At 48.0% G+C, this 22,647-nt stretch carries 20 protein-coding genes and 5 pseudogenes; 15 read left to right on the top strand and 10 right to left on the bottom strand.

Annotation, left to right across the window (positions count from 1 at the left end; all coding sequences use genetic code 11):
• Nucleotides 1-140 precede the first annotated feature (140 nt).
• On the bottom strand, nucleotides 141-929 hold the full coding sequence (fabI, locus tag F4V72_RS06525; RefSeq protein ID WP_023246671.1) for an enoyl-ACP reductase FabI: 789 nt from the start codon (nucleotides 927-929) through the stop codon (nucleotides 141-143).
• A gap of 608 nt (nucleotides 930-1,537) precedes the next feature.
• On the opposite strand from fabI, the pseudogene F4V72_RS06510 reads away from it, so the two are divergent.
• Together F4V72_RS06510 and F4V72_RS06505 are read left to right on the top strand one after the other, a co-directional pair.
• Nucleotides 1,538-2,907 (top strand): annotated as a pseudogene (locus F4V72_RS06510) (Secreted effector kinase SteC).
• A gap of 453 nt (nucleotides 2,908-3,360) precedes the next feature.
• Nucleotides 3,361-4,068, top strand: a complete 708-nt coding sequence (locus tag F4V72_RS06505) for an EAL domain-containing protein (protein ID WP_053529018.1) — start codon at nucleotides 3,361-3,363, stop codon at nucleotides 4,066-4,068.
• Between the two features lie 15 nt (nucleotides 4,069-4,083).
• On the opposite strand, the gene sapF is transcribed toward F4V72_RS06505, so the two are convergent.
• Genes sapF through sapC form a run of 3 tightly spaced genes read right to left on the bottom strand, consistent with a single transcriptional unit; the run spans nucleotide 4,084 to nucleotide 6,774 of the window.
• A complete protein-coding gene (gene sapF / locus F4V72_RS06500) occupies nucleotides 4,084-4,890 on the bottom strand; it encodes a peptide ABC transporter ATP-binding protein SapF (RefSeq protein WP_023246668.1) in 807 nt (268 codons plus the stop codon).
• A gap of 1 nt (nucleotide 4,891) precedes the next feature.
• On the bottom strand, nucleotides 4,892-5,884 hold the full coding sequence (gene sapD, locus F4V72_RS06495; RefSeq protein ID WP_023246667.1) for a peptide ABC transporter ATP-binding protein SapD: 993 nt from the start codon (nucleotides 5,882-5,884) through the stop codon (nucleotides 4,892-4,894).
• The gene (gene sapC, locus F4V72_RS06490; RefSeq protein ID WP_053511132.1) at nucleotides 5,884-6,774 is read right to left on the bottom strand and encodes a peptide ABC transporter permease SapC; all 891 of its coding nucleotides are present in this window, start codon (nucleotides 6,772-6,774) and stop codon (nucleotides 5,884-5,886) included. Before sapC ends, sapD begins: the two co-directional genes overlap by 1 nt.
• Nucleotides 6,775-6,920: 146 nt before the next feature.
• Here sapC and F4V72_RS24365 point away from each other — a divergent pair.
• Nucleotides 6,921-7,953, top strand: a pseudogene (locus F4V72_RS24365) (tyrosine-type recombinase/integrase); the annotation flags it as partial.
• A 103-nt stretch (nucleotides 7,954-8,056) separates the two neighbouring features.
• Here F4V72_RS24365 and F4V72_RS06480 read toward each other — a convergent pair.
• On the bottom strand, nucleotides 8,057-9,049 hold the full coding sequence (locus F4V72_RS06480) for a M85 family metallopeptidase (RefSeq protein ID WP_053511134.1): 993 nt from the start codon (nucleotides 9,047-9,049) through the stop codon (nucleotides 8,057-8,059).
• 269 nt (nucleotides 9,050-9,318) lie between these two features.
• Between F4V72_RS06480 and F4V72_RS06475 the strand changes: the two genes are divergently transcribed.
• From F4V72_RS06475 to F4V72_RS06460, 3 genes and pseudogenes are all read left to right on the top strand, one after another.
• Nucleotides 9,319-9,534 carry a DinI-like family protein gene (locus F4V72_RS06475; RefSeq protein WP_053511136.1) on the top strand — a complete coding sequence of 72 codons (216 nt, stop codon included), beginning with the start codon at nucleotides 9,319-9,321 and terminating at the stop codon, nucleotides 9,532-9,534.
• Nucleotides 9,535-9,644: 110 nt separating this feature from the next.
• Nucleotides 9,645-9,743: pseudogene (locus F4V72_RS24745) on the top strand (hypothetical protein); the annotation flags it as partial.
• A gap of 216 nt (nucleotides 9,744-9,959) precedes the next feature.
• Nucleotides 9,960-10,533 (top strand): annotated as a pseudogene (locus F4V72_RS06460) (tail fiber assembly protein).
• Nucleotides 10,534-10,664: 131 nt separating this feature from the next.
• Here the strand turns inward: F4V72_RS06460 and F4V72_RS24740 are convergent.
• Both F4V72_RS24740 and F4V72_RS06450 read right to left on the bottom strand, forming a co-directional pair.
• Nucleotides 10,665-10,883, bottom strand: a complete 219-nt coding sequence (locus tag F4V72_RS24740) for a PagK family vesicle-borne virulence factor (protein WP_053511138.1) — start codon at nucleotides 10,881-10,883, stop codon at nucleotides 10,665-10,667.
• A gap of 416 nt (nucleotides 10,884-11,299) precedes the next feature.
• Nucleotides 11,300-11,734 (bottom strand): hypothetical protein, encoded by a 435-nt coding sequence (locus F4V72_RS06450; RefSeq protein ID WP_170245746.1) that lies wholly within the window; start codon nucleotides 11,732-11,734, stop codon nucleotides 11,300-11,302.
• A gap of 110 nt (nucleotides 11,735-11,844) precedes the next feature.
• Between F4V72_RS06450 and F4V72_RS24070 the strand changes: the two are divergent.
• Nucleotides 11,845-12,059: pseudogene (locus F4V72_RS24070) on the top strand (DUF4113 domain-containing protein); the annotation flags it as partial.
• Nucleotides 12,060-12,292: 233 nt separating this feature from the next.
• Here F4V72_RS24070 and sapB read toward each other — a convergent pair.
• The 3 genes from sapB to pspF all read right to left on the bottom strand — a co-directional run bounded on the left by sapB (nucleotide 12,293) and on the right by pspF (nucleotide 15,996).
• A complete protein-coding gene (gene sapB, locus F4V72_RS06440; protein ID WP_023246479.1) occupies nucleotides 12,293-13,258 on the bottom strand; it encodes a peptide ABC transporter permease SapB in 966 nt (321 codons plus the stop codon).
• Complete coding sequence (gene sapA / locus F4V72_RS06435) at nucleotides 13,255-14,904, bottom strand: peptide ABC transporter substrate-binding protein SapA (protein ID WP_023246478.1); 1,650 nt, start codon at nucleotides 14,902-14,904, stop codon at nucleotides 13,255-13,257. The genes sapB and sapA overlap by 4 nt, the downstream gene beginning before the upstream one ends.
• Nucleotides 14,905-15,015: 111 nt before the next feature.
• Nucleotides 15,016-15,996, bottom strand: coding sequence for a phage shock protein operon transcriptional activator (gene pspF / locus F4V72_RS06430; protein ID WP_023246477.1), 981 nt, complete (start codon nucleotides 15,994-15,996; stop codon nucleotides 15,016-15,018).
• Between the two features lie 170 nt (nucleotides 15,997-16,166).
• On the opposite strand from pspF, the gene pspA reads away from it, so the two are divergent.
• The 8 genes from pspA to F4V72_RS06390 all read left to right on the top strand — a co-directional run bounded on the left by pspA (nucleotide 16,167) and on the right by F4V72_RS06390 (nucleotide 22,641).
• Nucleotides 16,167-16,835, top strand: a complete 669-nt coding sequence (pspA, locus tag F4V72_RS06425) for a phage shock protein PspA (protein ID WP_000510999.1) — start codon at nucleotides 16,167-16,169, stop codon at nucleotides 16,833-16,835.
• A gap of 59 nt (nucleotides 16,836-16,894) precedes the next feature.
• On the top strand, nucleotides 16,895-17,119 hold the full coding sequence (pspB, locus tag F4V72_RS06420) for an envelope stress response membrane protein PspB (protein WP_136058297.1): 225 nt from the start codon (nucleotides 16,895-16,897) through the stop codon (nucleotides 17,117-17,119).
• The gene (gene pspC, locus F4V72_RS06415; protein ID WP_053511146.1) at nucleotides 17,119-17,478 is read left to right on the top strand and encodes an envelope stress response membrane protein PspC; all 360 of its coding nucleotides are present in this window, start codon (nucleotides 17,119-17,121) and stop codon (nucleotides 17,476-17,478) included. Before pspB ends, pspC begins: the two co-directional genes overlap by 1 nt.
• 22 nt (nucleotides 17,479-17,500) lie before the next feature.
• Nucleotides 17,501-17,731: a phage shock protein PspD gene (pspD, locus tag F4V72_RS06410; protein WP_001097606.1), complete on the top strand. Its 231-nt coding sequence runs from the start codon at nucleotides 17,501-17,503 to the stop codon at nucleotides 17,729-17,731.
• A gap of 190 nt (nucleotides 17,732-17,921) precedes the next feature.
• Nucleotides 17,922-19,604, top strand: coding sequence for a sugar phosphorylase (locus F4V72_RS06405; protein WP_170245745.1), 1,683 nt, complete (start codon nucleotides 17,922-17,924; stop codon nucleotides 19,602-19,604).
• 13 nt (nucleotides 19,605-19,617) lie between these two features.
• Complete coding sequence (locus tag F4V72_RS06400) at nucleotides 19,618-20,910, top strand: ABC transporter substrate-binding protein (RefSeq protein WP_023246472.1); 1,293 nt, start codon at nucleotides 19,618-19,620, stop codon at nucleotides 20,908-20,910.
• Between the two features lie 20 nt (nucleotides 20,911-20,930).
• Nucleotides 20,931-21,812 carry a carbohydrate ABC transporter permease gene (locus tag F4V72_RS06395; protein ID WP_114048837.1) on the top strand — a complete coding sequence of 294 codons (882 nt, stop codon included), beginning with the start codon at nucleotides 20,931-20,933 and terminating at the stop codon, nucleotides 21,810-21,812.
• On the top strand, nucleotides 21,799-22,641 hold the full coding sequence (locus tag F4V72_RS06390; protein WP_053511150.1) for a carbohydrate ABC transporter permease: 843 nt from the start codon (nucleotides 21,799-21,801) through the stop codon (nucleotides 22,639-22,641). Before F4V72_RS06395 ends, F4V72_RS06390 begins: the two co-directional genes overlap by 14 nt.
• The last annotated feature ends 6 nt before the right edge of the window (nucleotides 22,642-22,647 follow it).

Genomic DNA, 22,647 nt, shown 5'->3' with positions numbered 1-22,647 from the left:
TGGCTTATCCTGCCGTATGCGGGAAAGGGGTGAAAGATTGTTAGGTGATAACAAATATCAGAACGCTATATAGCGGGATGAGCGGTGTGTCGAGAAATGGGGCAGCACAGCCATGCCGCCCGCTAATAGACTTAATGCGCTTACTTCAGTTCCAGCTCATTCATTGCCGCAATGCTGAATCCGCCGTCAACATGAACGACTTCGCCAGAAATTCCTGCAGAGAGATCGGAGCACAGGAACGCTGCTGAGTTACCCACATCTTCAATGGTAACGGTGCGACGAATTGGCGTAACGGCTTCACAATGCGCCAGCATTTTACGGAAATCTTTAATGCCGGATGCTGCCAGCGTGCGGATTGGACCCGCAGAGATGGCGTTGACGCGAACGCCTTCCGGTCCCATTGCATTTGCCATGTAACGCACGTTGGCTTCCAGAGAGGCTTTCGCCAGACCCATGACGTTGTAGTTCGGGATGGCGCGTTCCGCCCCCAGATAAGATAAGGTCAACAACGCAGACCCCGGATTCAGCATGGCGCGGCAGGCTTTCGCCATGGCAACAAAGCTGTAAGAGCTAATATCGTGAGCGATTTTAAAGCCTTCGCGGGTAACCGCATTAACATAATCGCCGTCCAGTTGGTCGCCAGGCGCGAAACCGATTGAGTGTACGAAACCGTCAAATTTCGGCCAAACGTGACTCAGCTCCGCAAACATAGCGTCAATGCTGGCGTCTTCAGCGACGTCACACGGTAAAACGATGCTGGAACCCAGTTGGGCAGCAAACTCCTCCACGCGGCCTTTCAGTTTGTCGTTCTGGTAGGTGAACGCCAGTTCAGCTCCTTCGCGGTGCATCGCCTGCGCGATACCGTAGGCGATGGACAGTTTACTGGCCACGCCAGTGACCAGAATGCGCTTACCGGAAAGAAAACCCATAGCTTTAATCCTTATAGTCATTGCTTGTTTTTTGCTTTTAATATCAATAAGTTAAAAGCAGTATTTCAAAATTATTCGAAATTAGCCTGAAATTATATCCCACTCCCGGCCCTGTGTGTCACGCTATTTTTCCGCCGCTATCACTGAAGTGAGCCCGGCAGGCGGTGTTCTGAAACAGCACGGTAAGTCACCAGAAGGAAAACGGCGTATTAAGAGCCTAATGTGATAGACGCTAAGGTGCAGTATACCAGCTAGTGTGAGGTTCGCCTCATCCAACCAGAGGCACCGGGACGGACAGTAAGTGTTACAGCGACGTGCCTTACACCAGACAAATAACGGTAATGTCGGAAGCCTGAATATTTATCTGTATTATCGTCCCACTTTAATACCTCATCTATGGATGATGTTATAATAGATTTGTAACTTTAATAATCGAGTTCTTAACAAAAATAATTTCTTTTTTGATATTGAGTGATTGCTTCATTTGCTGGTAACAGTATGAATGCTGTATATGAGAATTTTTGAAAATCAGGTGATTACAGTAGTTACAAATATGGTTTTTATATGTTTGTATGTATATCATAATGATCTCTTAGAGGACGACATGTATGCAGTTTATATTTCATATTGGAAATCATAGCTGTCATATATCGGAAAGCCATCTAAGAGATATTGTTGATAATAAAAGAGAATACATTTTTTTCAACATGTGAGCGATTTATAGATTTTTTCAGGAATATATTCACCAATCGCAGTTTAATTTCTGAGTATAAAGAAATATACAATCTTTTGTGCCAAAATAAAGAGCATCCCGATATTAAGGGACCTTTCTCGCCAAGACCATTTTCAACACGAGATGAAGACTGTACACGATGGCGACCCCTTCTCGGATATGTTAAACTTATTGATGCCTCCAGACCTGAAACAATAGATAAATACACTGTAGAAGTATTAGCACATCAAGAAAACATGTCACTGTTAAAATTATATTACGATGGGATATTAATTTCCGAGACAGAGTGTTCTGAGCGTTGTCTCGGTTTTTTAAAAGAAACGATGTTTAATTACAATACGGGTGAGATTACGCTTGCTGCTTTGGGTAATGATAGCCTGACGCTGAGCGAAGCAGGTGGGAATGGGCGCTATGACGCTTTTGAGCAACGTTTGATAGAGTACTTGTCAACGCTGCCTGGGGCGTCAGGCGATGATCGCGGCGCTATTGATCAGGTGGATTCCCAACAACCAGCGCCGATAGAGGTTTTTATTACCTCGCAAGAGTTTAAGAAAAAGATTTGCATGTCTGATATTGAAAAAAATAAAATAGGTAGCGGAAGCTATGGGACAGTTTATTTATTAAATGGTGAATATGTTATTAAGGTTCCAATTAACGAACAGGGGGTAAAAATCGACTTTACCTCTCCAGAGCATTGTAATTGTCATCCTGAGCGTGTTAGTAAGTATTTGAACATAGCCAATGACGATAAGAATTTTTCTCGGTCCGCCACCATGAATATTAATGGCAAAGATGTCATGGTTTTAGTTTCAAAATACATTCAGGGTCAGGAGTTCGATATTGAAGATGACGAGAACTATAATAGGGCTGAGGCGCTTCTTGAATCCAGAGGTGTTTATATGCATGATATGAACGTTTTTGGTAATATTCTGGTTAAAGAAGGGGGGCTTTTCTTTGTAGATGGTGATCAGATCGTGCCTTCAAAAGAATTCCGGCATCAGCGGAGAGTTTCTCTTGCAACAGCGCAACTGGAAGAACAAATTAAGGCCCGTCACATGGTAAAATTAAAGCAGGCCGAGACCGAAGGAAATGCTGAAGATATTGAATATTATAGTTCACTTATTACGGATATTAATGAATTAATCGGAGAGAAAACGCGCCAGGAAGACGTTTTAAACTAGCCTCGCCTGAGGAGGGACTCTTGTTGCTAACGTATAAAAAGATGAATTAAAGAATAGCATTTAGTTCAGTTCTTTTCTGCGAGTCGCCGTGAGCTCATTCACGACAATTTTACCGATCAACTATTGCGTATTGCTATTCATTGAAGGGCCGTCTGAGGAGCCCGGACAGAGTGAAGCAGACATGCTACACGTTGGTATGGCAACGCAACGCTGCCATACCTGGCGAAATGCCTCGCTATTGCGCAATAACATTGACTCGCCTTAATTTCCCCATCTGCCAGACAAGAAGAATTCGGCCTGCCGAATTTTCTCATGCTTTCACATAAGCGCTGCTTGCGTAGTGTGTGAATCTATTTATAGCAATACAAGAACATTCTCAAAACATAAAATTTACATGTTATCATCAAGTTAACATATATTGTTTTTTTCGATCATTTTTTATATATTGATCGTTTTTATTGATTGATTTGCGTTAAAAGCGCATTATCAGGGAGTTAAGAGCAAGTGGAGTGGTCATATGCGCTATTTTTTCATTGCAGAACCGATAAGGGGAATGGAAGGGGATTTACTGGGCGTTGAAATTATCACTCGTTTTGCATCGTCGCTCTCTCGTCCGCTGCACCCTGAGTTTGCTATTTCGTCATGGGACAATACGCAGAAGCGTTATTTTCTGCTCGATCTACTGCGGACTATCGCTGGCAAACGTCGCTGGTTTCTACGCCACGGCTTGTTTTGTACCATCAATATCGATCGGGATATGGCGAAGCTTGTCCTTCAGGACAAAGACATTCGCGCGTTACTACACGCCATGCTATTTATGGGGCTGCAGGTCGCAGAACATTTTTCATGTCAAGATAAGGCATCAGTCGATCCCTGGATTAACATGCTTCATAAGCAACCGAACCCATTATGGCTGGGCGACCTGGGCGCAGGGAACGCGACCGCGGCACCATTAGTTTGCGGGTGTTTTAGCGGCGTAAAACTTGATCGTAGTTTTTTCGCCTCACAAATCGAAAAAACGACGTTTCCACTGCTTGTCAAACATATCCGGAGTTATTGTGACAAAATTGTTGTGGACGGTCTGGAAAACTCACGCTATTTTCCGACGTTAAAAACGGCAGGCGTTTGGGCAATCCAGGGCACGTTGTTTCCTTCCGTTGCGTTAGAAGAGGTTGAAACACTACTGTTGGGCAGTCGCGTGAACACCCTCAGAGAGTCGATCTGAGGGTATTGGTTTGGGTTAGCGATCCTTTCGCCATGCGTCAGCAGTCAGCGCCTCGCCGAAATGGCCCGAAATTAAACGACGGGTAAGCTCATGTAGCGGAGAGGCGAGCACATCTGCGGTGCTGCCGCGTTCAACCACTTCGCCCTGATGCATCACTAATACCTGATCGCTAATATGTTTCATCATGCCGATATGCTGCGTGACATAGATATAGGAGATGCCCTGTTTTTCCTGCAATTCCAGCATCAGATTGATGAGCTGCGAACGCATGGACATATCAAGAGAAGCCAGCGCTTCGTCCGCAATAATGACCTTAGGACGTAAAATCAACGCGCGGGCCAGGCCCAGACGTTGTTTTTGCCCCGGCGCCAGCATATGCGGGTAATAGCTAACGTGATCGGGCAATAGCCCTACCATACGCATCGTCTCGACAATCTGTTTGCGCCGCTGTTCCGGCTCCAGATCGGTATTAAGGCGCAGTGGGAAGTCAAGAATTTGTGAGATGCGTTGACGTGGATTCAGTGAGGTTGAGGGGTCCTGAAAAATCATTCGAATACGTTGGCTTCGAAACGAATAGTCGCCGTAATGCAGGGGATGATCGTCAATAAAAAGCTCGCCATTGGTGGGTTCAACCATGCCGGCCAGCATTTTCGCCAGTGTGGATTTGCCGGAACCGTTTTCGCCGATAATGGCCAGTGTCTGGCGCTCGCGAAGCGTAAAACTCAGTGGTTTTACTGCTTCGACGGTCTGGCGACGAAACCATCCTGTCCGGTAGCGAAAGGTTTTACTCAGGTTGCGGACTTCAAGCAGAGTTTCCACCATCTCACTCTCTCTCCATATTCAGCGGAAAATGACAGGCATAGAGATGATTTTTCGCGCCGGTCAAGCGTGGCGTGATAATGCATTCTCGTTGCGCGTAAGGGCAGCGCGGCCCCAGACGACAACCTATCGGTAACTGCTCCAGTAGCGGGATCGCACCCGGCAGCGTATTCAGACGGCTTTTATGCGGCATCGCGCTGCCAAAATCCGGAATCGCGCGGATAAGCGCCTGCGTATAAGGATGGTGTGGCGTCGTCACCAAATCTTTACTTAGCGCCGTTTCTACTGTCTGGCCACAGTATAAGACGTTGATTTTGTCAGCCCACTGACTCAGCATTTGCAGGTCGTGGCTAATCAACAGAATGGTGGTATTACTGTTTTGATTCAGTCGGGTCAGCAGGCGAAAAATTTGCGCCTGTGTCGTCGGTTCCATTGAGTTGGTTGGTTCATCAGCGATCAGTAGTCGCGGCTGATTCGCCAGCGCGATAGCGATCATGACTTTCTGACACTCGCCATCGGTCAGTTCATAGGGAAAACTGCGCATCGCATCTTTATGATCTTTAATCCCCACCCGGTGCAGTAATTCAATTGCGCGCCGTTTACGCCAGCCTAAACGCTGCCACCAGCGGCCTTTATAGGTCCAGGCGGGAATATTTTGCATTAACTGGCGACCGACGCGTTCAGAAGGATCAAGGCACGACTGCGGCTCCTGGAAGATCATCGACACGTTATGCCCGACCAGCTTACGCCGTTCACGAGAGGAGAGGCGCAGCAGATCGATATCATCAAAACGCATACGGTCGGCAGTGACTCGCCAGTTGTCTTTCGCGACGCCGCAAATAGCTTTAGCAATCAAGCTCTTCCCGGAACCCGATTCACCTACCAGGCCGCGAATTTCGCCTTCGCTTAATGTCATACTGACGCGATCGACCGCTTTTACCCAACCTTCGCTGGTTTTAAATTCAATGGTGAGATTGCGAATATCCAGTAACGGCATTATTCCACCCCCGCAATAATCGCACGACGAATCCCATCTCCGAGCAGGTTCACCAGTAAAACACTGAGCGTTATCGCCGCACCGGGTAGCATAACGGTCCACGGCGCGACATAGATTAGCTCCAGCGCATCCCCCAACATGGCGCCCCATTCGGGAGAGGGAAGCTGCGCGCCGAGATCTAAAAATCCCAGCGCGGCGATGTCCAGAATCGCCATCGATAGTGCCCGGGTAATTTCGGTGACCAGACCGGCGGTAATATTCGGTAAAATGGCGAACCACAGAATATTCAGTGTTGTCGCGCCATCCAGACGGGCGGCAATGACGTACTCTTTTTCCAGTTCGTCATGCACCATGCTGTAGACGGAACGTACCATTCGCGGCAACAGGGCCAGCCAGACGGCAAACATCGCGTGTGACAGATGTGGGCCGGCAAATGCCACGACGATAATCGCCAGCAAGAGCGAAGGGATGGAAAGCAGCGTGTCCAGAATATGGTTCAGTACGGCAGAGCGTAAACCGTGCGTCGCGCCTGCTACTACGCCGAGGACTAATCCACATAGCGTAGCCGCCAGCGTTACGATAAACGCGCCGCCGACCGTGGGCGCCGCGCCGCTTAACAGGCGGCTCAGCACATCGCGCCCCAGATCGTCAGTCCCCAGAAAAAAGGAGACTTCGCCATAGCGTGACCAGGAGGGCGGCAGTAGCTGATAGCCCAGAAATTGCTGATCAATGCCATAGGGCGCGATCCAACCGCCAAAAATACACAGCAACGCCAGACCGGCACACCCATACAGGCCCACCATCGCAGGCGCGTCGCTATAAAATGTGCGCCAGGCAGTGCGCAGGGTGCCTGGCGGGCGCTTTTCGCTGTATACGCTATCGTAAGGCATATTTACTCGTTTTATTTTTGTTTACCATGCTTTATGTCTTTTTAAATTTTCAAGCAGTATCAATTTGTTATCGACCGTTGGTGTTTTAATTTTGTGTATGTTGCATTAATTTGAAGGTTATCAATTTACGCAAAATGTGTACGCTGATGTGTATATCCTCTCAGGGAGTGTACACATTGCTTACCGATACAAAATTAAGAAAGGCTCTTGGCAAAAAAAGAGACCAAATCAAGGTCATCTCAGACGCTCATGGTCTAAATGTCAGGCTCTCTACATCCGGCAGTATAACATTCTTTTACCGATACAGATGGAACGGGAAAGCGGCTTAACTGACGATTGGCGATTATCCAACCATATCACTATCTCATGGCAGGGAACGCCGGCAGCAGTTTAGATCATGGTTAACTGAGGGACTCGATCCTCGTCGCCAGGTGGTAATGGAGAAGAAGAAAACAGAAGCGTTAACCGTAAAAGAAGCATATGACGACTGGGAGTAGTATTACGGCATCCCTGAAAGCCTGGTAAAAATCAAGGTTAATCGCCGGGATTTTGACAATCATATCAACCCCGTACTCGGGAATATGATTGTAGATCAGACAACCAAGGCTCACTGGCTTAGTCTTTTTGATGGAATGGGGAGAAGGGGCGTTACCGGGCAAATGCCTGGATCAATGCAGCGTACATTCCGCTTCTGTTCTAATAGAGGAGTAATTAATGTAAACCCTATTGAGAACCTGAGGCACTCAGGCGTGGGGCTTACTGCAGCAGTTAAAGATCGCAAATTGAGCGATGAGGAAAGTAAGGCGGTTTGGAATGCGCTGTCAGAAATGAAAGACCGGCAGCAATTGATAATGAGGTTCCTTATCCTTACTGGTTGCAGGAGTACGGAAATCAGAACGGCGAAGTGGGAGTGGTTTGATTTTCAGGATAAAACATGGACCCATTCCGGCCAGTGATTATAAAACTGAAAAATCAGTCAGAAGGGCCTTACCTGACGCTGTAGTTAAGATGATGGAGTCTATAAAAGGAACAGCAGTGTCAAAGCATGTTGTTACGCTGTCACGCCATAAGGGGCCAGAGGATGATAGACCACCACTTCAACCAAATGTTGCTCTCTTTTCTGCCCAGATTATAGCCAAAGCTGGCATGAAAACATGGTCGCTCCATGACCTTCGAAGATTCGCAATAATAAATTCATCGAGAAAATTGAGGATGAACTTGATGGAGACCACTACACTATCTGTAAAAATGGATGCGTAGTGATTATAGCTGTAAAGGTATGTCAGCGCTGATTATGTTTGTCTACGAAGGTGAAAATATAAGGTTGACCATGATAAAGTTGGATCTGGTCTGGGTCTGCATCCATTGTATTATCATTGATAACTAACCCGGGAAAATCATGTGGTTTGTTCAGCTCTTTCACCATGTCAGACATAACAGGATACTCTGTGAAATCAGCGCTTGCCTCGTATCCATCGCTAATCACATCCAGCCTTTCGAAAAAAGCTACCTCATTATCTTCGTGCCGTGTTGCCGTTTGGCGAAGGGTATTAAGATCGCGCGTCCTAAGATGAGCTACACGATCCGGGGAAGCATACCCTGTGAACTCAGGGATTAACCATCCCAATTCTTGTGCTACACGACGTGCCAGAATTTCAGTGGGTCCTGGCTCAATATTACCATCTTCTAATGGATCGCCGGCTCCAGTAACATGATGAATGATCTCGTGAATCAGTCCTTCCTGCCATGACGGCATCTCGCACGAGTCACTGTCTGGCGCCACACTAAAACTGATATAGGCTTCCTCGTGTTCATCTTTTCTCGCCTCGCAAATAGGCAAAATTGGCTCTTGACCAACCTCGTATTCATACAATTCGCTATGCGTCAGTAAGTGAATAGAATCAACCCCGACGGGGGAATCTTCGTTGATCTCGTATTCGTTTCTGTATGTAATGCAGCCAAGTTGCACTTCCTTATTATGGATGCCATAGATGACGGCATCACGAAAGGTCTGTGATCGGCTTAAGGCATCAAGTACAGTGTTACCGATCATATCGGCCGTGTGCTGATCGATGAGCCTGCTACGACTGCTGTGGACAGCGTAAATGACACTTTGGTAGAGGTTGCTTAAATCTGCGGCGGAAAACGGTATTCGCTTACCTGTCTCCAAAACGTAATCCGCATAGGCATTCTTTGAAGGATGCGGAACAACGGCAGCAGAATATTCTTTCTGTGGAGCAAAGTTTAAACAAGGCGTAGGAGATGAAATTTTCATGCTAAGACTCTATATGGTTTTGTACATTTCAGGTTTGCCATCTTATTCGTAGTGTTGATATGGCGTAAAAAGAGCCATGGTTATTTCTACCATACCTTCGGTGTGAATATCACAACTCAGAAACTCGAGTCCGCTGCGACGGGTTTCCCAGCCTAAAATCTGATATGAAACAACATACTAGCTTTGGCAAAAAGTGCTATCCACTTCTTGAATATTCTTTCTAACAGAGATGCTGTATTTATATACAGTAATTAAATGTAGAGGGAATTATGAGAATTGAGCTTGTTATCAGCCGGACAAAACAGCTTGCGGAAGGTGCTGTTCCTGTACTTGAAAAAGAATTAATGACTTGTCTCCAGAATTTAACCATCCGTCGAGGCAGTCAGGATGGTCTGAGTATCGTCGGTGCTGCTGATGGCGATAAAAAACGTATACAGAGCATTCTGCAGGAAACGTGGGAAAGCGCTGACGACTGGTTTTATTAACATTGCGCTTAATACTGGCATGCATTTTTCAGAATACCGCAATTTGCGTATCCCTTTGATGCTGCTGCCGACAATTTTTAACCGCGTCCGTGTGTCGCTCAGGAGGGGGGATCGGCCCACACGGACACGTAGTTACCGTGGACGCAAACGGTAATGCGGAAACCACAGTGAAGAATATCGCGTTTAATTATATTGTGAGGCTGGCATGACTGAAAACATAAAGACATATTTTTCATCACAGACTGACTGTCCGTATTCCAGAACGGAATATATCGGTTGTGGGGAGTACAGGACATATTGCGTAAAATCAGCTAATGCAGACAGCAGTAACAAGTATTGGGATGGCTCACACACTAATACACTGCATGTCGGTTCGCATGATCATACTGTATACCTGAATACAGAATATTTATCCGGAATAAAAAATGACGCTTAAAATGAGTGATACCACACAGATAATTAAAATTTATAATCTGCGTTCAGATACAAACGAATTTATTGGCGCAGGTGATGCATATATCCCGCCGCGCACTGGATTACCGGCAAATTGTCCTTATAGCCCCTCCTGATATTCCCGCCAGTCATATTGCGGTATTTGACGCTGAAATCAAAACGTGGAGTCTACATGAGGACCACCGCGACGAAACGGTGGACACGCGAACCGGCAACCCGATTTATATTTCAGAACCCGGCCCGCCACCTGAAAACGTCACATCAGTTTCACCAGGCGGTGAATACCAGAAATGGGATGGTAAGGCGTGGGTAAAGGATGAAGCTGCGGAAACAGCGGCCAGACTTCGTGAAGTTGAAGGGACCAAAAGCCGTCTTTTGCAAATGGTATCTGAAAAAATCGCGCCATTGCAGGATGCAGTTGATCTTGGAATCGCAACAGATGATGAGAAAGCGCGGCTTGACGAATGGAAAAAATACAGGGTACTGGTAAACCGGGTGGATATCTCAAATCCTGACTGGCCGCAAAAGCCTAACAGTAATTTATAAATTGCACTTTTTTTGACAACTCAGACCACCTCGATATATTGTGGTGGTCTGAATAATCATTTTACTAGTTGATAAGGTTATCGCAACCATATACCATAAAGTATAGTTGCATCTAACATACTAATTCTCAGTTAACGTCCCCAGCATAGCTTATAAAAGTCAGGTGGTAACAATCCTCCACTTTCTAACAGTTTCTTACACCACTTAGGCATTTCGGGAAGATTAGGTTGCGGGAGATCATCCGATTTTGGAGGGGCTTTAGTCTCACTGGCAGCCATCGCAGATGTCGAAAAAGCCGTAGCCGACAATGCAAAGACCAGGATTAAAAATATATTCTTAACGTATTTCATAATATCACCTGTTAAGTAGCGAATCATTATCCTTATTGTTACCGCATCCTTTATTACAGATATTAAACGTTATTCATTACAATCTGGCGAGTAAATAAAAACCATTTAGAAAATATTTACTTTAAATAAAAATGATAAGCAATGCTATATTTTAATTTCTATATAAATTAATTCATATGAGAGTGAGTTCATGTGCTCTTCAAATCCTGACTGGCCGCAAAAACCTGACAATCATCTATGAATTGAATTATTTTGACAGCTCAGGCCGGTGCGATATGTTGGCGGTGGCCTGAATAATTACTTTGATAAGAAAAGGGTATACAGGGAACAGTTCAAAGTGGCAGTGATGTTTTATTACGGCAGGCTGAATGTGATTTTTCGCCAGTTATTTACAGTCCCCCTCACTGAAAAGGAAACTAAGGATGTAAAGGATAAATGCGTGTAGTACCGTCAGCAAAGAATGCCCCCCTGGTTCCTGTTGTAACAGTATAATCATCTGCAAAACTTACCGACAGAAGTTCATCGCCATTTTTGTCCATGATACAGAAACTCTTCCCTCCATACCGATGACACTGAATATTATCCGCATAGCCCGGGTGGGCTAATTCCTTAAGACGTTCAAACAGTTTCCTCACATCATCTGGCGTCGTTCCAGCAGATGGATGGCAGATCCGGTAAAGGCAATCCTGTACTTCAGCCTGATGAGTGGTAAAGAAAAACTCTTTAATCCTATCCCATAAGCTCATCTTAAGGGGAATATCCGAATTGAGTATATCAGTAATTTTTTGCTTGCTTATGCAAGCAGGAAAACAGCTTGAACCTACATAAAAAGGCATTATAACCTCACTCAACAAATGTGCCTGGACGACCACGATAGTCACTATAAACATGTTGTGAATGGGGTAAAAAGCTGAATCTTTAAAAGGTAGTAGAATAAGATGGCCACCATGATAGGGAAAACCTGCTGGGTGACTTCTTCAGCCAGGGCGTAGCGCAACTCAACCTTTTCGATGATAACGCGCCGCGCGCCGGTAGCGAGAAGCTGATGGAAGTGCTGGGCCATCCTGGAAGGGGACGCTGTACTTCGCCGGGCTGGGGATACCGCAACAGTGGGCTATGAAGCGAGAAATGCTTTCGCCTCGCACCCGCTATGAAGACCTACTTCAGGTTAAATGACAGGTTTAATTAAATCTGCTCCCTGATTTTTCACATTTTCTGCAGGCATCACGAAGTGTAACCCGGAGACGCTGATAGAGAAGGTAAATCTCCGGCAATCGTCATCGAAACATGGACTGCCGGAGAAAGTAGAAAACAATGTGTATATATTTGTGTGCTACAAAACAAATTTTCCACAAAAATGAAATCACAACATATTGATTTAATATTGTTTTTTATTATTTCTGTAGCTGCTATCGCAAGGCATACCATTCCTTATGTTTCAGAGGGTTAGCCATAGCACCCAAAATATCGGAAATCACATTGACCACAATAACCAGCGACCCAATGACCATCACGCCGGCGGAAATAGCGGCATAGTCCTGCTGACGAATGGCGTGAATTAACCATCTTCCCAGCCCAGGCCAGCTAAAGACCATTTCGGTAATCATCGCCAGCGTCAACATGGTTGAAAACTGCAGGCCAAGACGGGGAATGACCGGCGGCAGCGCATTATGCAACACGTGACGGCGTAAAATCGTAAAGCGCGACAAGCCGCGCGTGGCCGCCGCTTTAACGTAGTTCTGATCGTAGACCTCAATAGTGCTGATTCGCATCAGGCGGATCACTTCTGTGGTCGGCGCGACGGAAAGCGTGAGCACCGGTAAAATCATATGTCGTATGGCGCTCATTACCATTTCATCGCGCCACGGCGAATCTGAAATCCAGGCATCAATAATGGCGAAACCGGTAACCGGTTTAACTTCATAAAGCAGGTCAAATCGCCCGGATACCGGCAGCCACCCCAGCGTGAGCGAAAAGAACAGTGTGAGCAGAAGCGCCAGCCAGAAAACCGGAATTGAGAAGCCTAATAGCGCCAGCGCGCTGATAAAACGATCCGGCCATTTGCTACGCGTCACGCCAGCCAGCATCCCGACCGGAATGCCAACCATCAGCGCAAAGCCAAAGGCGAGAATGCACAGTTCCATCGTGGCGGGAAACACCTCTTTAAGCTGTTCGGAGATCAGTTGGCCGTTAATGCTGGACACGCCAAAGTCCCAGTGCAGCAGACCGTTGAACCAGAAAACCCAGGCATTCCATAATGATGCGCCCTGTAGCGGCGCGTGCGGCGTAAAATAGCTCAGGCTAAAGCCGATAAAGGTCAGGAAGAATAGCGTCACCAGCAAGAGCAATAACCGACGCAGGGTGAAGATAATCATGGTTTTTTCACCTCTTCGTGTTTTTCGCGGGAGACGCCGGCAAAAGACGCATTACCGAACGGGCTTAACACCAGTCCTTTAATATCGTAGCGGTAAGCCTGTAAGCGTAGTGATGACGCCAGCGGTAGTATCGGCAGCTCTTTCGCCAGGATATTCTGCGCTTCGTCATACGCTTCTATGCGCGAAGCCAACTGCTGCGACGACAGTGCCTTGCGCAGGACGCTGTCAAATTCAGGGTTACACCAGTGGGCGAAATTGGTTTGCGAATTGATGGCCGCACAGCTTAACAACGGTCTGAAAAAGCTATCCGGATCGTTGCTGTCCGTGGCCCAGCCGGATAAGGTCAGATCGTGATTCATATCCATCAGGCGCGCCTCCTGAAAACGACCTTCAACCGGCACGATGACCACTTTTACGCCAACCTGCGCCATATCCGCCTGAATAAGCTCCGCCGTTTTTAGCGGACTTGGGTTCCAGGCCTGAGAGCTGGTCGGCACCCAGAGATGCAGCGTAAGATTCTCAATGCCCAGCGCTTTTAGCTGTTCGCGCGATTTTTCCGGATTGTACTCCGTAATTTTGGCATCGTTATCGTAAGCCCATGAGGCTCGCGGTAAAATAGAGGCTGCTGTTTCTGCTGTGCCGTAATAAATCGACTGCATCAGGCGCTGGTTATTGATCGATAATGCCAGCGCATGGCGCACTGCAGGATTATTCAACGGCGGCTTATCGGTGTTAAAGGCCAGATAGGCGATATTCATCCCCGGGCGCAACGTCAGGCGCAAACGCGGATCGTCGCGTAAAATGGTCAGTTGGCTGGCGGCGGGCCAGGCCAGAACATCGCATTCGCCAGTCAGTAATTTCGATAAACGCCCGGTACCGCCGGAGCCTAAATCCACCACCACTTGCGGCATCAGCGGTTTGCCGCGCCAAAACCCGTCGTGGCGCTGTAGACGAATAAACTGCCCGGCACGGTATTCCGAAAGCTGGAAAGGCCCGGTGCCGACCGGTTGGCGATCAAGCAGTTCCTGACGATCTTTACGGCTAAGCTGCGCGGCGTACTCAGCGGACATGACGGAAGCGTAGTGCGTGGCCAGATGCCATAAAAAGGAAGCGTCTGGCTGCGCCAGGCGAAACTCAACGGTGTTATTGTCCAGCTTGCGCACGCTTTTTACATTGTCGGCGAACTGTAGGCTATCAAAGTAGGGGAAGCTACTGCCGTTGATGTTATGCCACGGATGCTGACGATCGAAAATCCGCTGAAAGGTAAAGACGACATCATCAGCATTGAGTTTTCGGGTCGGCGTAAACCAGGCGGTTTTTTGAAAGGAGACGTCGCGGCGCAGGTGAAAACGGTACGTTGCCCCGTTATCCAGCACTTCCCAGCTTTCTGCCAGCTCTGGTACTAAACGATACGTATAGGGATCGACATCCAACAGGCGGTCATATAACTGGGCGGCAAGGGTATCGACGATGAGGCCGCTGCTCGCTTTTTGCGGATTAAAGGTGTTGACCTGCCCGCTGACACAATACACAAAGCCGCTATCGCGAATATCTGCACTCGCAGTTTGTTCGGGCGCAGTCGCAGCCGTAGCCTGACTACTCAGTAGACCCGCGATCACGATCAGAGACGATAAAACCAGGCGCATAATAGTTAAGTTTTTGAAGTTCAATTTGCAAAGTGTATCGCACTTCGGCCCGCCACGTAAAAATGTCGGTGGATAACTGGCGTAAATGTCGTCAATTAGCAGGAGAAATAGCTAAAGCTGATGCTTTTTAAGCAAGGCGCGAAATTGGTGGTAGGTGAGTCCCAGTAAATCGGCGGCTCGTTTCTGGTTAAATTTCGCCTGCTGTAAGCTACGTTGCAGCAGCGCTTTTTCCTGTTGTAGTTGAAACTCACGCAACTTGAGCGGCAGGGCGGGCGTGGCGGATGCCGTTGGCTGGGCGGGCGCGGGCGGTTCGTCGGGATGGCGTTGAAAAGGATCGATAACAATTTCATCCAAAGGATGTTCACTGCTGCCGTGGCGATACACTGAACGTTCAACTACGTTTTTCAGCTCGCGGACATTACCCGGCCAGGCGTAATGCAACAACGTTTCTTTTGCCCGATCGGTAAAACCGGGAAATAAGGGCAGACGTAGCTCACGACACATCTGAATAGCAAAATGCTCGGCCATCAGCATGATATCGCTTTGGCGTTCGCGCAGCGGCGGCAGTTGTACAACATCAAAAGCCAGCCTGTCTAGCAGATCGGCACGAAATGTCCCTTCCTTCACCATGGCGGGTAAATCGGCATTGGTGGCGCATACTAATCGCACATTAACCTGTAACGGCTGGCTGCCGCCGACACGCTCTAGCTCGCCATATTCAATCACCCGCAGCAGCTTTTCCTGTACCAGCATCGGCGCTGTCGCCAGTTCATCCAGAAACAGCGTGCCGCCATCGGCGCGTTCAAAGCGACCGGGATGGCGTTTTTGCGCCCCGGTAAAAGCGCCCGCTTCATGGCCAAACAGTTCGGAGTCCAGCAGGTTTTCGTTAAGCGCCGCGCAATTAAGCGAGATAAGCGGTCCCTGCCAGCGTGAAGAGAGATAATGCAGGCGATTGGCGATAAGTTCCTTACCCGTACCGCGTTCGCCAATAATCAGAACTGGCTTATCCAGCGGCGCAAGCCGGGAAACTTGTTCCAGGACCTCAAGAAAACGGTTTGCCTCGCCGAGCAGGTTATCTTTAAATTCAACCATGATGAAAATCGCCACATGTTAGTGTTTCTCACCACTTTATCCTTTTTTGCTGACGAGGTAAAACAATACAATTTATTTATTATCAATAACATAAAAAGTTGGCACGCAAATTGTATTAATCACGTAGCAGGGCATCGCCCGTTATCAGAACATTATGTGAGGATTGAATTATGGGTATTTTTTCTCGTTTTGCCGACATCGTGAATGCCAATATCAACGCGTTGCTGGAAAAAGCGGAAGATCCGCAGAAGCTGGTGCGCCTGATGATTCAGGAGATGGAAGATACGCTGGTTGAGGTTCGCTCGAACTCCGCGCGTGCGTTAGCGGAAAAGAAACAGTTATCCCGTCGTATCGAACAGGCTACGGCTCAGCAGACCGAGTGGCAGGAAAAAGCGGAACTGGCTCTGCGCAAAGATAAAGACGATCTGGCGCGTGCCGCATTGATTGAAAAACAGAAGCTGACCGACTTAATTGCTACGCTTGAACAGGAAGTCACGCTGGTGGATGACACGCTGGCGCGCATGAAGAAAGAGATTGGCGAGCTGGAAAACAAACTCAGCGAAACACGCGCTCGCCAGCAGGCGCTGATGCTGCGTCATCAGGCGGCAAGTTCTTCCCGCGATGTCCGTCGTCAGCTTGACAGCGGCAAACTGGATGAAGCGATGGCGCGGTTTGAATCCTTTGAACGCCGTATCGATCAAATGGAAGCGGAAGCGGAAAGTCATCATTTTGGTAAGCAGCAATCGCTGGACCAACAGTTTGCCAACCTGAAAGCCGATGATGAAATCAGCGAGCAGTTGGCGCAGTTAAAAGCCAAAATGAAGCAAGATAATCAATAACGACAATGGCGGCGCCGGTACGCGCCGCCGCTCATCAGCTTTAGGTGTAAGGAGAACGCATGAGCGCGCTATTTCTGGCCATCCCGTTAACCATTTTTGTGTTGTTTGTGTTACCGATTTGGCTGTGGCTGCATTACAGCAACCGCGCCGGTCGGGGAGAACTGCCGCAAAGCGAGCAGCAACGCTTACTGCAACTGACAGACGACGCGCAATGTATGCGCGAGCGCATTCAGGCGCTGGAAGACATTCTTGATGCAGAGCATCCGAACTGGAGAGAGCGCTAATGGGTGGAATCAATCTGAATAAAAAACTATGGCGTATTCCGCAAAAGGGCATGGTGCGGGGCGTTTGCGCCGGGATCGCCGACTATCTTGATGTACCGGTAAAACTGGTGCGTATTCTGGTCGTGTTGTCGATTTTCTTTGGTCTGGCCTTTTTTACCGTAGTGGCCTATATCGTCCTTTCTTTTGTACTGGACCCTATGCCGGATAATCTGGCCGCAGGCGAATCGCCGCCGACCAGCGGCGAACTGCTGGATACCGTAGACAGAGAGCTTGCCGCAGGCGAAAAGCGCTTGCGAGAAATGGAACGCTACGTAACGTCAGATACGTTCACATTGCGTAGTCGTTTCCGTCAACTGTAAGGCATATATCGGGAGGGTGAAGATGAATACTCGCTGGCAACGCGCCGGGCAGAAGGTGAAGCCCGGCTTCAAAATAGCAGGTAAGCTGGTTCTGTTGACCGCGCTACGCTACGGGCCTGCCGGCGTGGCGGGATGGGCGGTAAAATCCGTTGCCCGTCGTCCGCTGAAAATGTTGCTGGCGTTTGCACTGGAGCCGTTATTGAATCGTGCGGCCGCTAAAATAGCAAAACGCTACAGGGGAAATCGTACCTGATTACCAGAATAGATATTAGCTGTAACAGTTAGATCACAAATCCCTCCTTAATTTGCGGCAGCTCACAAATATGATTTTTGGGCTGCCAAAAGTCTTTTATAGCGACTTTTCGTCGCATCATCCAGATTGACAGCTTATTTTTCGCGGAGTAGTCTTTTGTTTTGTGGGACCGCTACCATGAGAAATGAAAGTGAACCAAAAAATCGAGAAAAGCCTGTCAGAAGTCTATGGAAAAACATTTACGCCACGGCATTACGAGGTTCTGAATTCACGTATCGAAAAAGCACGGTTATTAATTTCAAAGCAGCGTAAAGCGCACTGGGATGAAAGGGACGTGGTGCTCATTACTTACGCCGATCAATTTCACAGCGACACATCCAAACCGTTGCCAACGCTTAATCAATTTCATCGACAATGGCTGGCGACCATTTTTTCTCATCTCCATTTATTACCTTTTTATCCGTGGTCTTCGGATGACGGTTTTTCAGTCGTAGATTATCATCAGGTCGCGCCTGAAACGGGCGAGTGGGAGGATATCAGGGCGCTTAGCCAGACCAGTCAACTTATGTTTGACTTTGTTTGCAATCATATGTCGGCCAAAAGTGAATGGTTTAACCATTATTTGCGACAAACACCAGGCTTTGAAAACTTTTTTATTGCCGTAGCACCATTAACCGATCTTAGCGCGGTAACCCGACCACGCGCCTTACCGCTGCTTACACCATTTACCCTGCAAGACAATTCTGTTCATCATCTATGGACTACCTTTAGCGATGACCAGATTGATCTCAATTATCGTTGCCCGGAAGTATTGCTGGCGATGGTCGACGTACTGCTGACTTATTTAGAGAAGGGCGCAGATTATATTCGTCTGGACGCGGTAGGGTTTATGTGGAAATCGCCCGGAACCTCCTGTATTCATCTTCCGCAAACGCATCTGCTGATTAAGCTATTTCGCGCCATTACTGAGGCCGTCGCGCCGGGCACGGTCATTATCACCGAGACCAATGTGCCGCATAAAGACAATATTGCGTACCTGGGGAACGGCGAGGATGAAGCGCATATGGTCTATCAATTTTCCCTGCCGCCGCTGGTGCTTCATGCTATCCACGGTCAGGATGTCCAGGCGCTGTGCTCATGGGCTCAATCCCTGACGCTACCTTCGGAAAATACCACCTGGTTCAATTTCCTGGCGTCTCATGACGGCATCGGGCTTAATCCATTGCGCGGTCTTCTGCCGGAAGATGAGATCCTGAAGCTGGTAGAGGACTTACAGCAAGAAGGCGCGCTAGTTAACTGGAAAAATAACCCGGATGGTAGCCGCAGCCCTTATGAAATAAACGTGACGTATATGGATGCGCTTAGCGATCGTGACAGTACTGACGATCAACGCCTCGCCAGGTTTATTCTGGCCCATGCTATTTTACTCTCTTTTCCAGGCGTGCCGGCAATATATATACAAAGTATTCTGGGTTCCCGTAATGATTATGACGGCGTGGAAAAACTGGGGTATAACCGGGCGATTAATAGAAAGAAATATCAGCGCGCGGAAATTGAAACCGAATTAAAGGATGAGACTACGTTAAGACACCGCGTCTATCATGCCTTATCCAGACTTATTGCCATTCGTCGTAACAATAAAGCGTTTCATCCGGAAAGCGAATTTTCCATTAAAAATTTATCACCTTGTGTTATGCAAATAGAGCGAGTGGCAAAAACAGGAGAGTCTGTTGTCGCTTTGTTTAATGTCAGCGATAACATAAATACTGTTAATAGTAAAAAGTTTTACGGTACTGATTTAATTAGCGAAACGAATCTCACTGGCGAGGTATTAACGCTACACCCCTGGCAGGTTCTGTGGATTAAAAAATAACAAGGAACATTTTATGCTCAAAACTAAAATTGTGCTGTTATCAGCACTGGTTTCCTGCGCCCTGATTTCAGGATGCAATGACGAGAAAAAATCGAATGTCTCTATTGAGTTTATGCACTCTTCGGTGGAGCAAGAGCGTCAGGCCGTTATTAGTGAACTTATTGCCCGCTTCGAAAAGGAAAACCCGGATATTACTGTAAAACAAGTTCCTGTTGAAGAAGATGCCTATAACACCAAAGTCATCACGCTGGCGCGAAGCGGCTCGCTGCCGGAGGTTATTGAGACCAGTCACGATTACGCCAAAGTGATGGATAAAGAGCAACTGATCGATCGTAACGCCGTGGCAAGTGTTATTCAGCATCTGGGGAAAAATACTTTCTATGACGGCGTGCTGCGCATTGTGCGCACTGAAGATGGTGCCGCATGGACCGGTGTTCCGGTCAGCGCCTGGATTGGCGGTATCTGGTATCGCAAAGATGTGCTGGCGAAAGCCGGGCTGGGAGAGCCGAAAAACTGGCAGCAGTTATTGAATGTTGCGCAGAAATTAAACGATCCCGCGCATAAGAAATACGGTATTGCGTTGCCGACGGCGGAAAGTGTATTGACAGAACAGTCCTTCTCGCAGTTCGCCTTATCCAACCAGGCCAACGTCTTTAACGCCGAAGGAAAGATTACTCTCGATACGCCGGAAATGTCCCAGGCGCTGGAGTATTACCGTTCCCTGGCGGACAACACTATGCCGGGCTCGAACGACATTATGGAAGTTAAAGATGCTTTTATGAATGGTACGGCGCCGATGGCGATTTACTCCACTTATATTCTCCCGGCGGTCATTAAAGAGGGCGATCCGCAGAATGTGGGCTTTGTTGTTCCCACTGAAAAAACGTCCGCGGTGTACGGCATGTTGACATCGCTAACGATTACCACGGGGCAGAAAAAAGAGGAGACGGAGGCAGCAGAAAAATTTGTCGCCTTTATGGAGCAGGCGGACAACATCGCCGATTGGGTGATGATGTCGCCGGGGGCGGCATTACCAGTGAATAAAGCCGTAGTAAATACGGCAACCTGGAAGGAAAACGCGGTGATCAAAGCGCTGGGCGACCTGCCTTACCAGTTGATTGCCGAGCTACCTAATATCCAGGTATTCGGCGCAGTAGGAGATAAGAACTTTACTCGTATGGGCGATGTCACCGGTTCGGGCGTGGTGAGCTCAATGGTGCATAACGTGACGGTGGGTAAGGCTAGTTTGTCTTCGACTATCAAGGAAAGCCAGCAAAAACTGGATGCCCTTGTTGAACAACGCTAACACGGACGTAGAAAGCTGTTATGAATAGGTTTTTTTCCGCTCGTTCCGATATGCCATTCGCGATGTTACTACTGGCGCCCAGTTTGTTGCTGCTGGGCGGGTTAGTCGCATGGCCGATGATATCGAATATCGAAATCAGTTTCTTGCGTTTGCCGCTAAATCCGCAGATTACGTCTACTTTTGTCGGGTTAAGCAACTATATCAGCATCCTTTCCGATCCTGGCTTCTGGCATTCGTTATGGATGACAGTCTGGTACACCGCGCTGGTGGTGGCAGGTAGTACGGCGCTGGGGCTGGGCGTGGCGATGTTCTTCAACCGAGAGTTCCGTCTGCGTAAAACGGCGCGCTCACTGGTGATTCTTTCCTACGTAACGCCGTCAATCTCGTTGGTTTTTGCCTGGAAATACATGTTCAACAACGGCTACGGCATCGTGAACTATCTTGGCGTAGATCTGCTGCACCTCTACGAGCGCGCGCCGCTGTGGTTTGACAATCCAGGCAGCAGCTTCGTATTAGTGGTGTTGTTCGCGATCTGGCGTTATTTCCCGTATGCCTTTATTTCATTTCTGGCGATTTTGCAGACCATTGATAAATCGCTCTATGAAGCCGCGGAAATGGATGGCGCGAATGCCTGGCAACGCTTTTGCATCGTCACGCTGCCCGCCATCATGCCGGTATTAGCGACCGTTGTAACCCTGCGCACCATCTGGATGTTCTATATGTTCGCCGATGTTTATCTGCTGACCACGAAGGTCGATATTCTCGGCGTATATCTTTACAAAACAGCATTTGCATTTAATGACTTAGGAAAAGCGGCTGCGATCTCCGTCGTACTCTTCATCATCATTTTTGCCGTCATCTTGCTGACCAGAAAACGGGTGAATCTCAATGGCAACAAATAAACGTAAAGCTGGGCAGATCGGTTTTTATTGCGGATTGATCGTTTTTCTTATCATCACGCTTTTTCCTTTTTTTGTGATGCTGATGACGTCGTTTAAGAACGCAAAAGAAGCCATTTCATTACATCCGACGCTTTTCCCGCAGCACTGGACGCTGGAACACTATGTCGACATTTTTAACCCGCTGATTTTTCCGTTCGTCGACTACTTCCGCAACAGTATGGTGGTCTCGGTCGTGTCGTCGGTTGTCGCGGTATTTTTAGGTACGCTCGGGGCGTATGCATTGTCCCGCTTACGCTTTAAAGGGCGGATGACCATCAACGCCAGCTTTTATACCGTGTATATGTTTTCCGGCATTTTGCTGGTGGTGCCGCTGTTCAAAATTATCACCGCGCTTGGCATCTACGATACCGAAATGGCGCTCATTATCACCATGGTCACTCAGACCTTACCCACAGCGGTGTTCATGTTGAAAAGCTACTTCGACACCATCCCGGATGAGATCGAAGAAGCGGCGATGATGGATGGGCTGAATCGCCTGCAAATTATCTTTCGCATCACCGTGCCGCTGGCAATGTCAGGGTTGGTATCGGTCTTTGTCTATTGCTTCATGGTGGCCTGGAACGACTATCTTTTTGCGTCAATTTTTCTCTCCAGCGCCAGCAACTTCACGTTGCCGGTGGGTCTGAACACGCTGTTCAGTACGCCTGACTATATCTGGGGCCGCATGATGGCGGCGTCGTTGGTGACAGCATTACCAGTGGTGGTGATGTACGCGCTTTCCGAACGTTTTATTAAGAGTGGTTTGACCGCTGGCGGCGTGAAGGGCTGAAGCGGC

The sequence above is a fragment of the Salmonella enterica subsp. diarizonae genome, assembly GCF_008692785.1.
GTDB classification, from domain to species: Bacteria; Pseudomonadota; Gammaproteobacteria; order Enterobacterales; family Enterobacteriaceae; genus Salmonella; species Salmonella diarizonae.
This window is presented reverse-complemented; position numbering and strand designations above follow the sequence as displayed.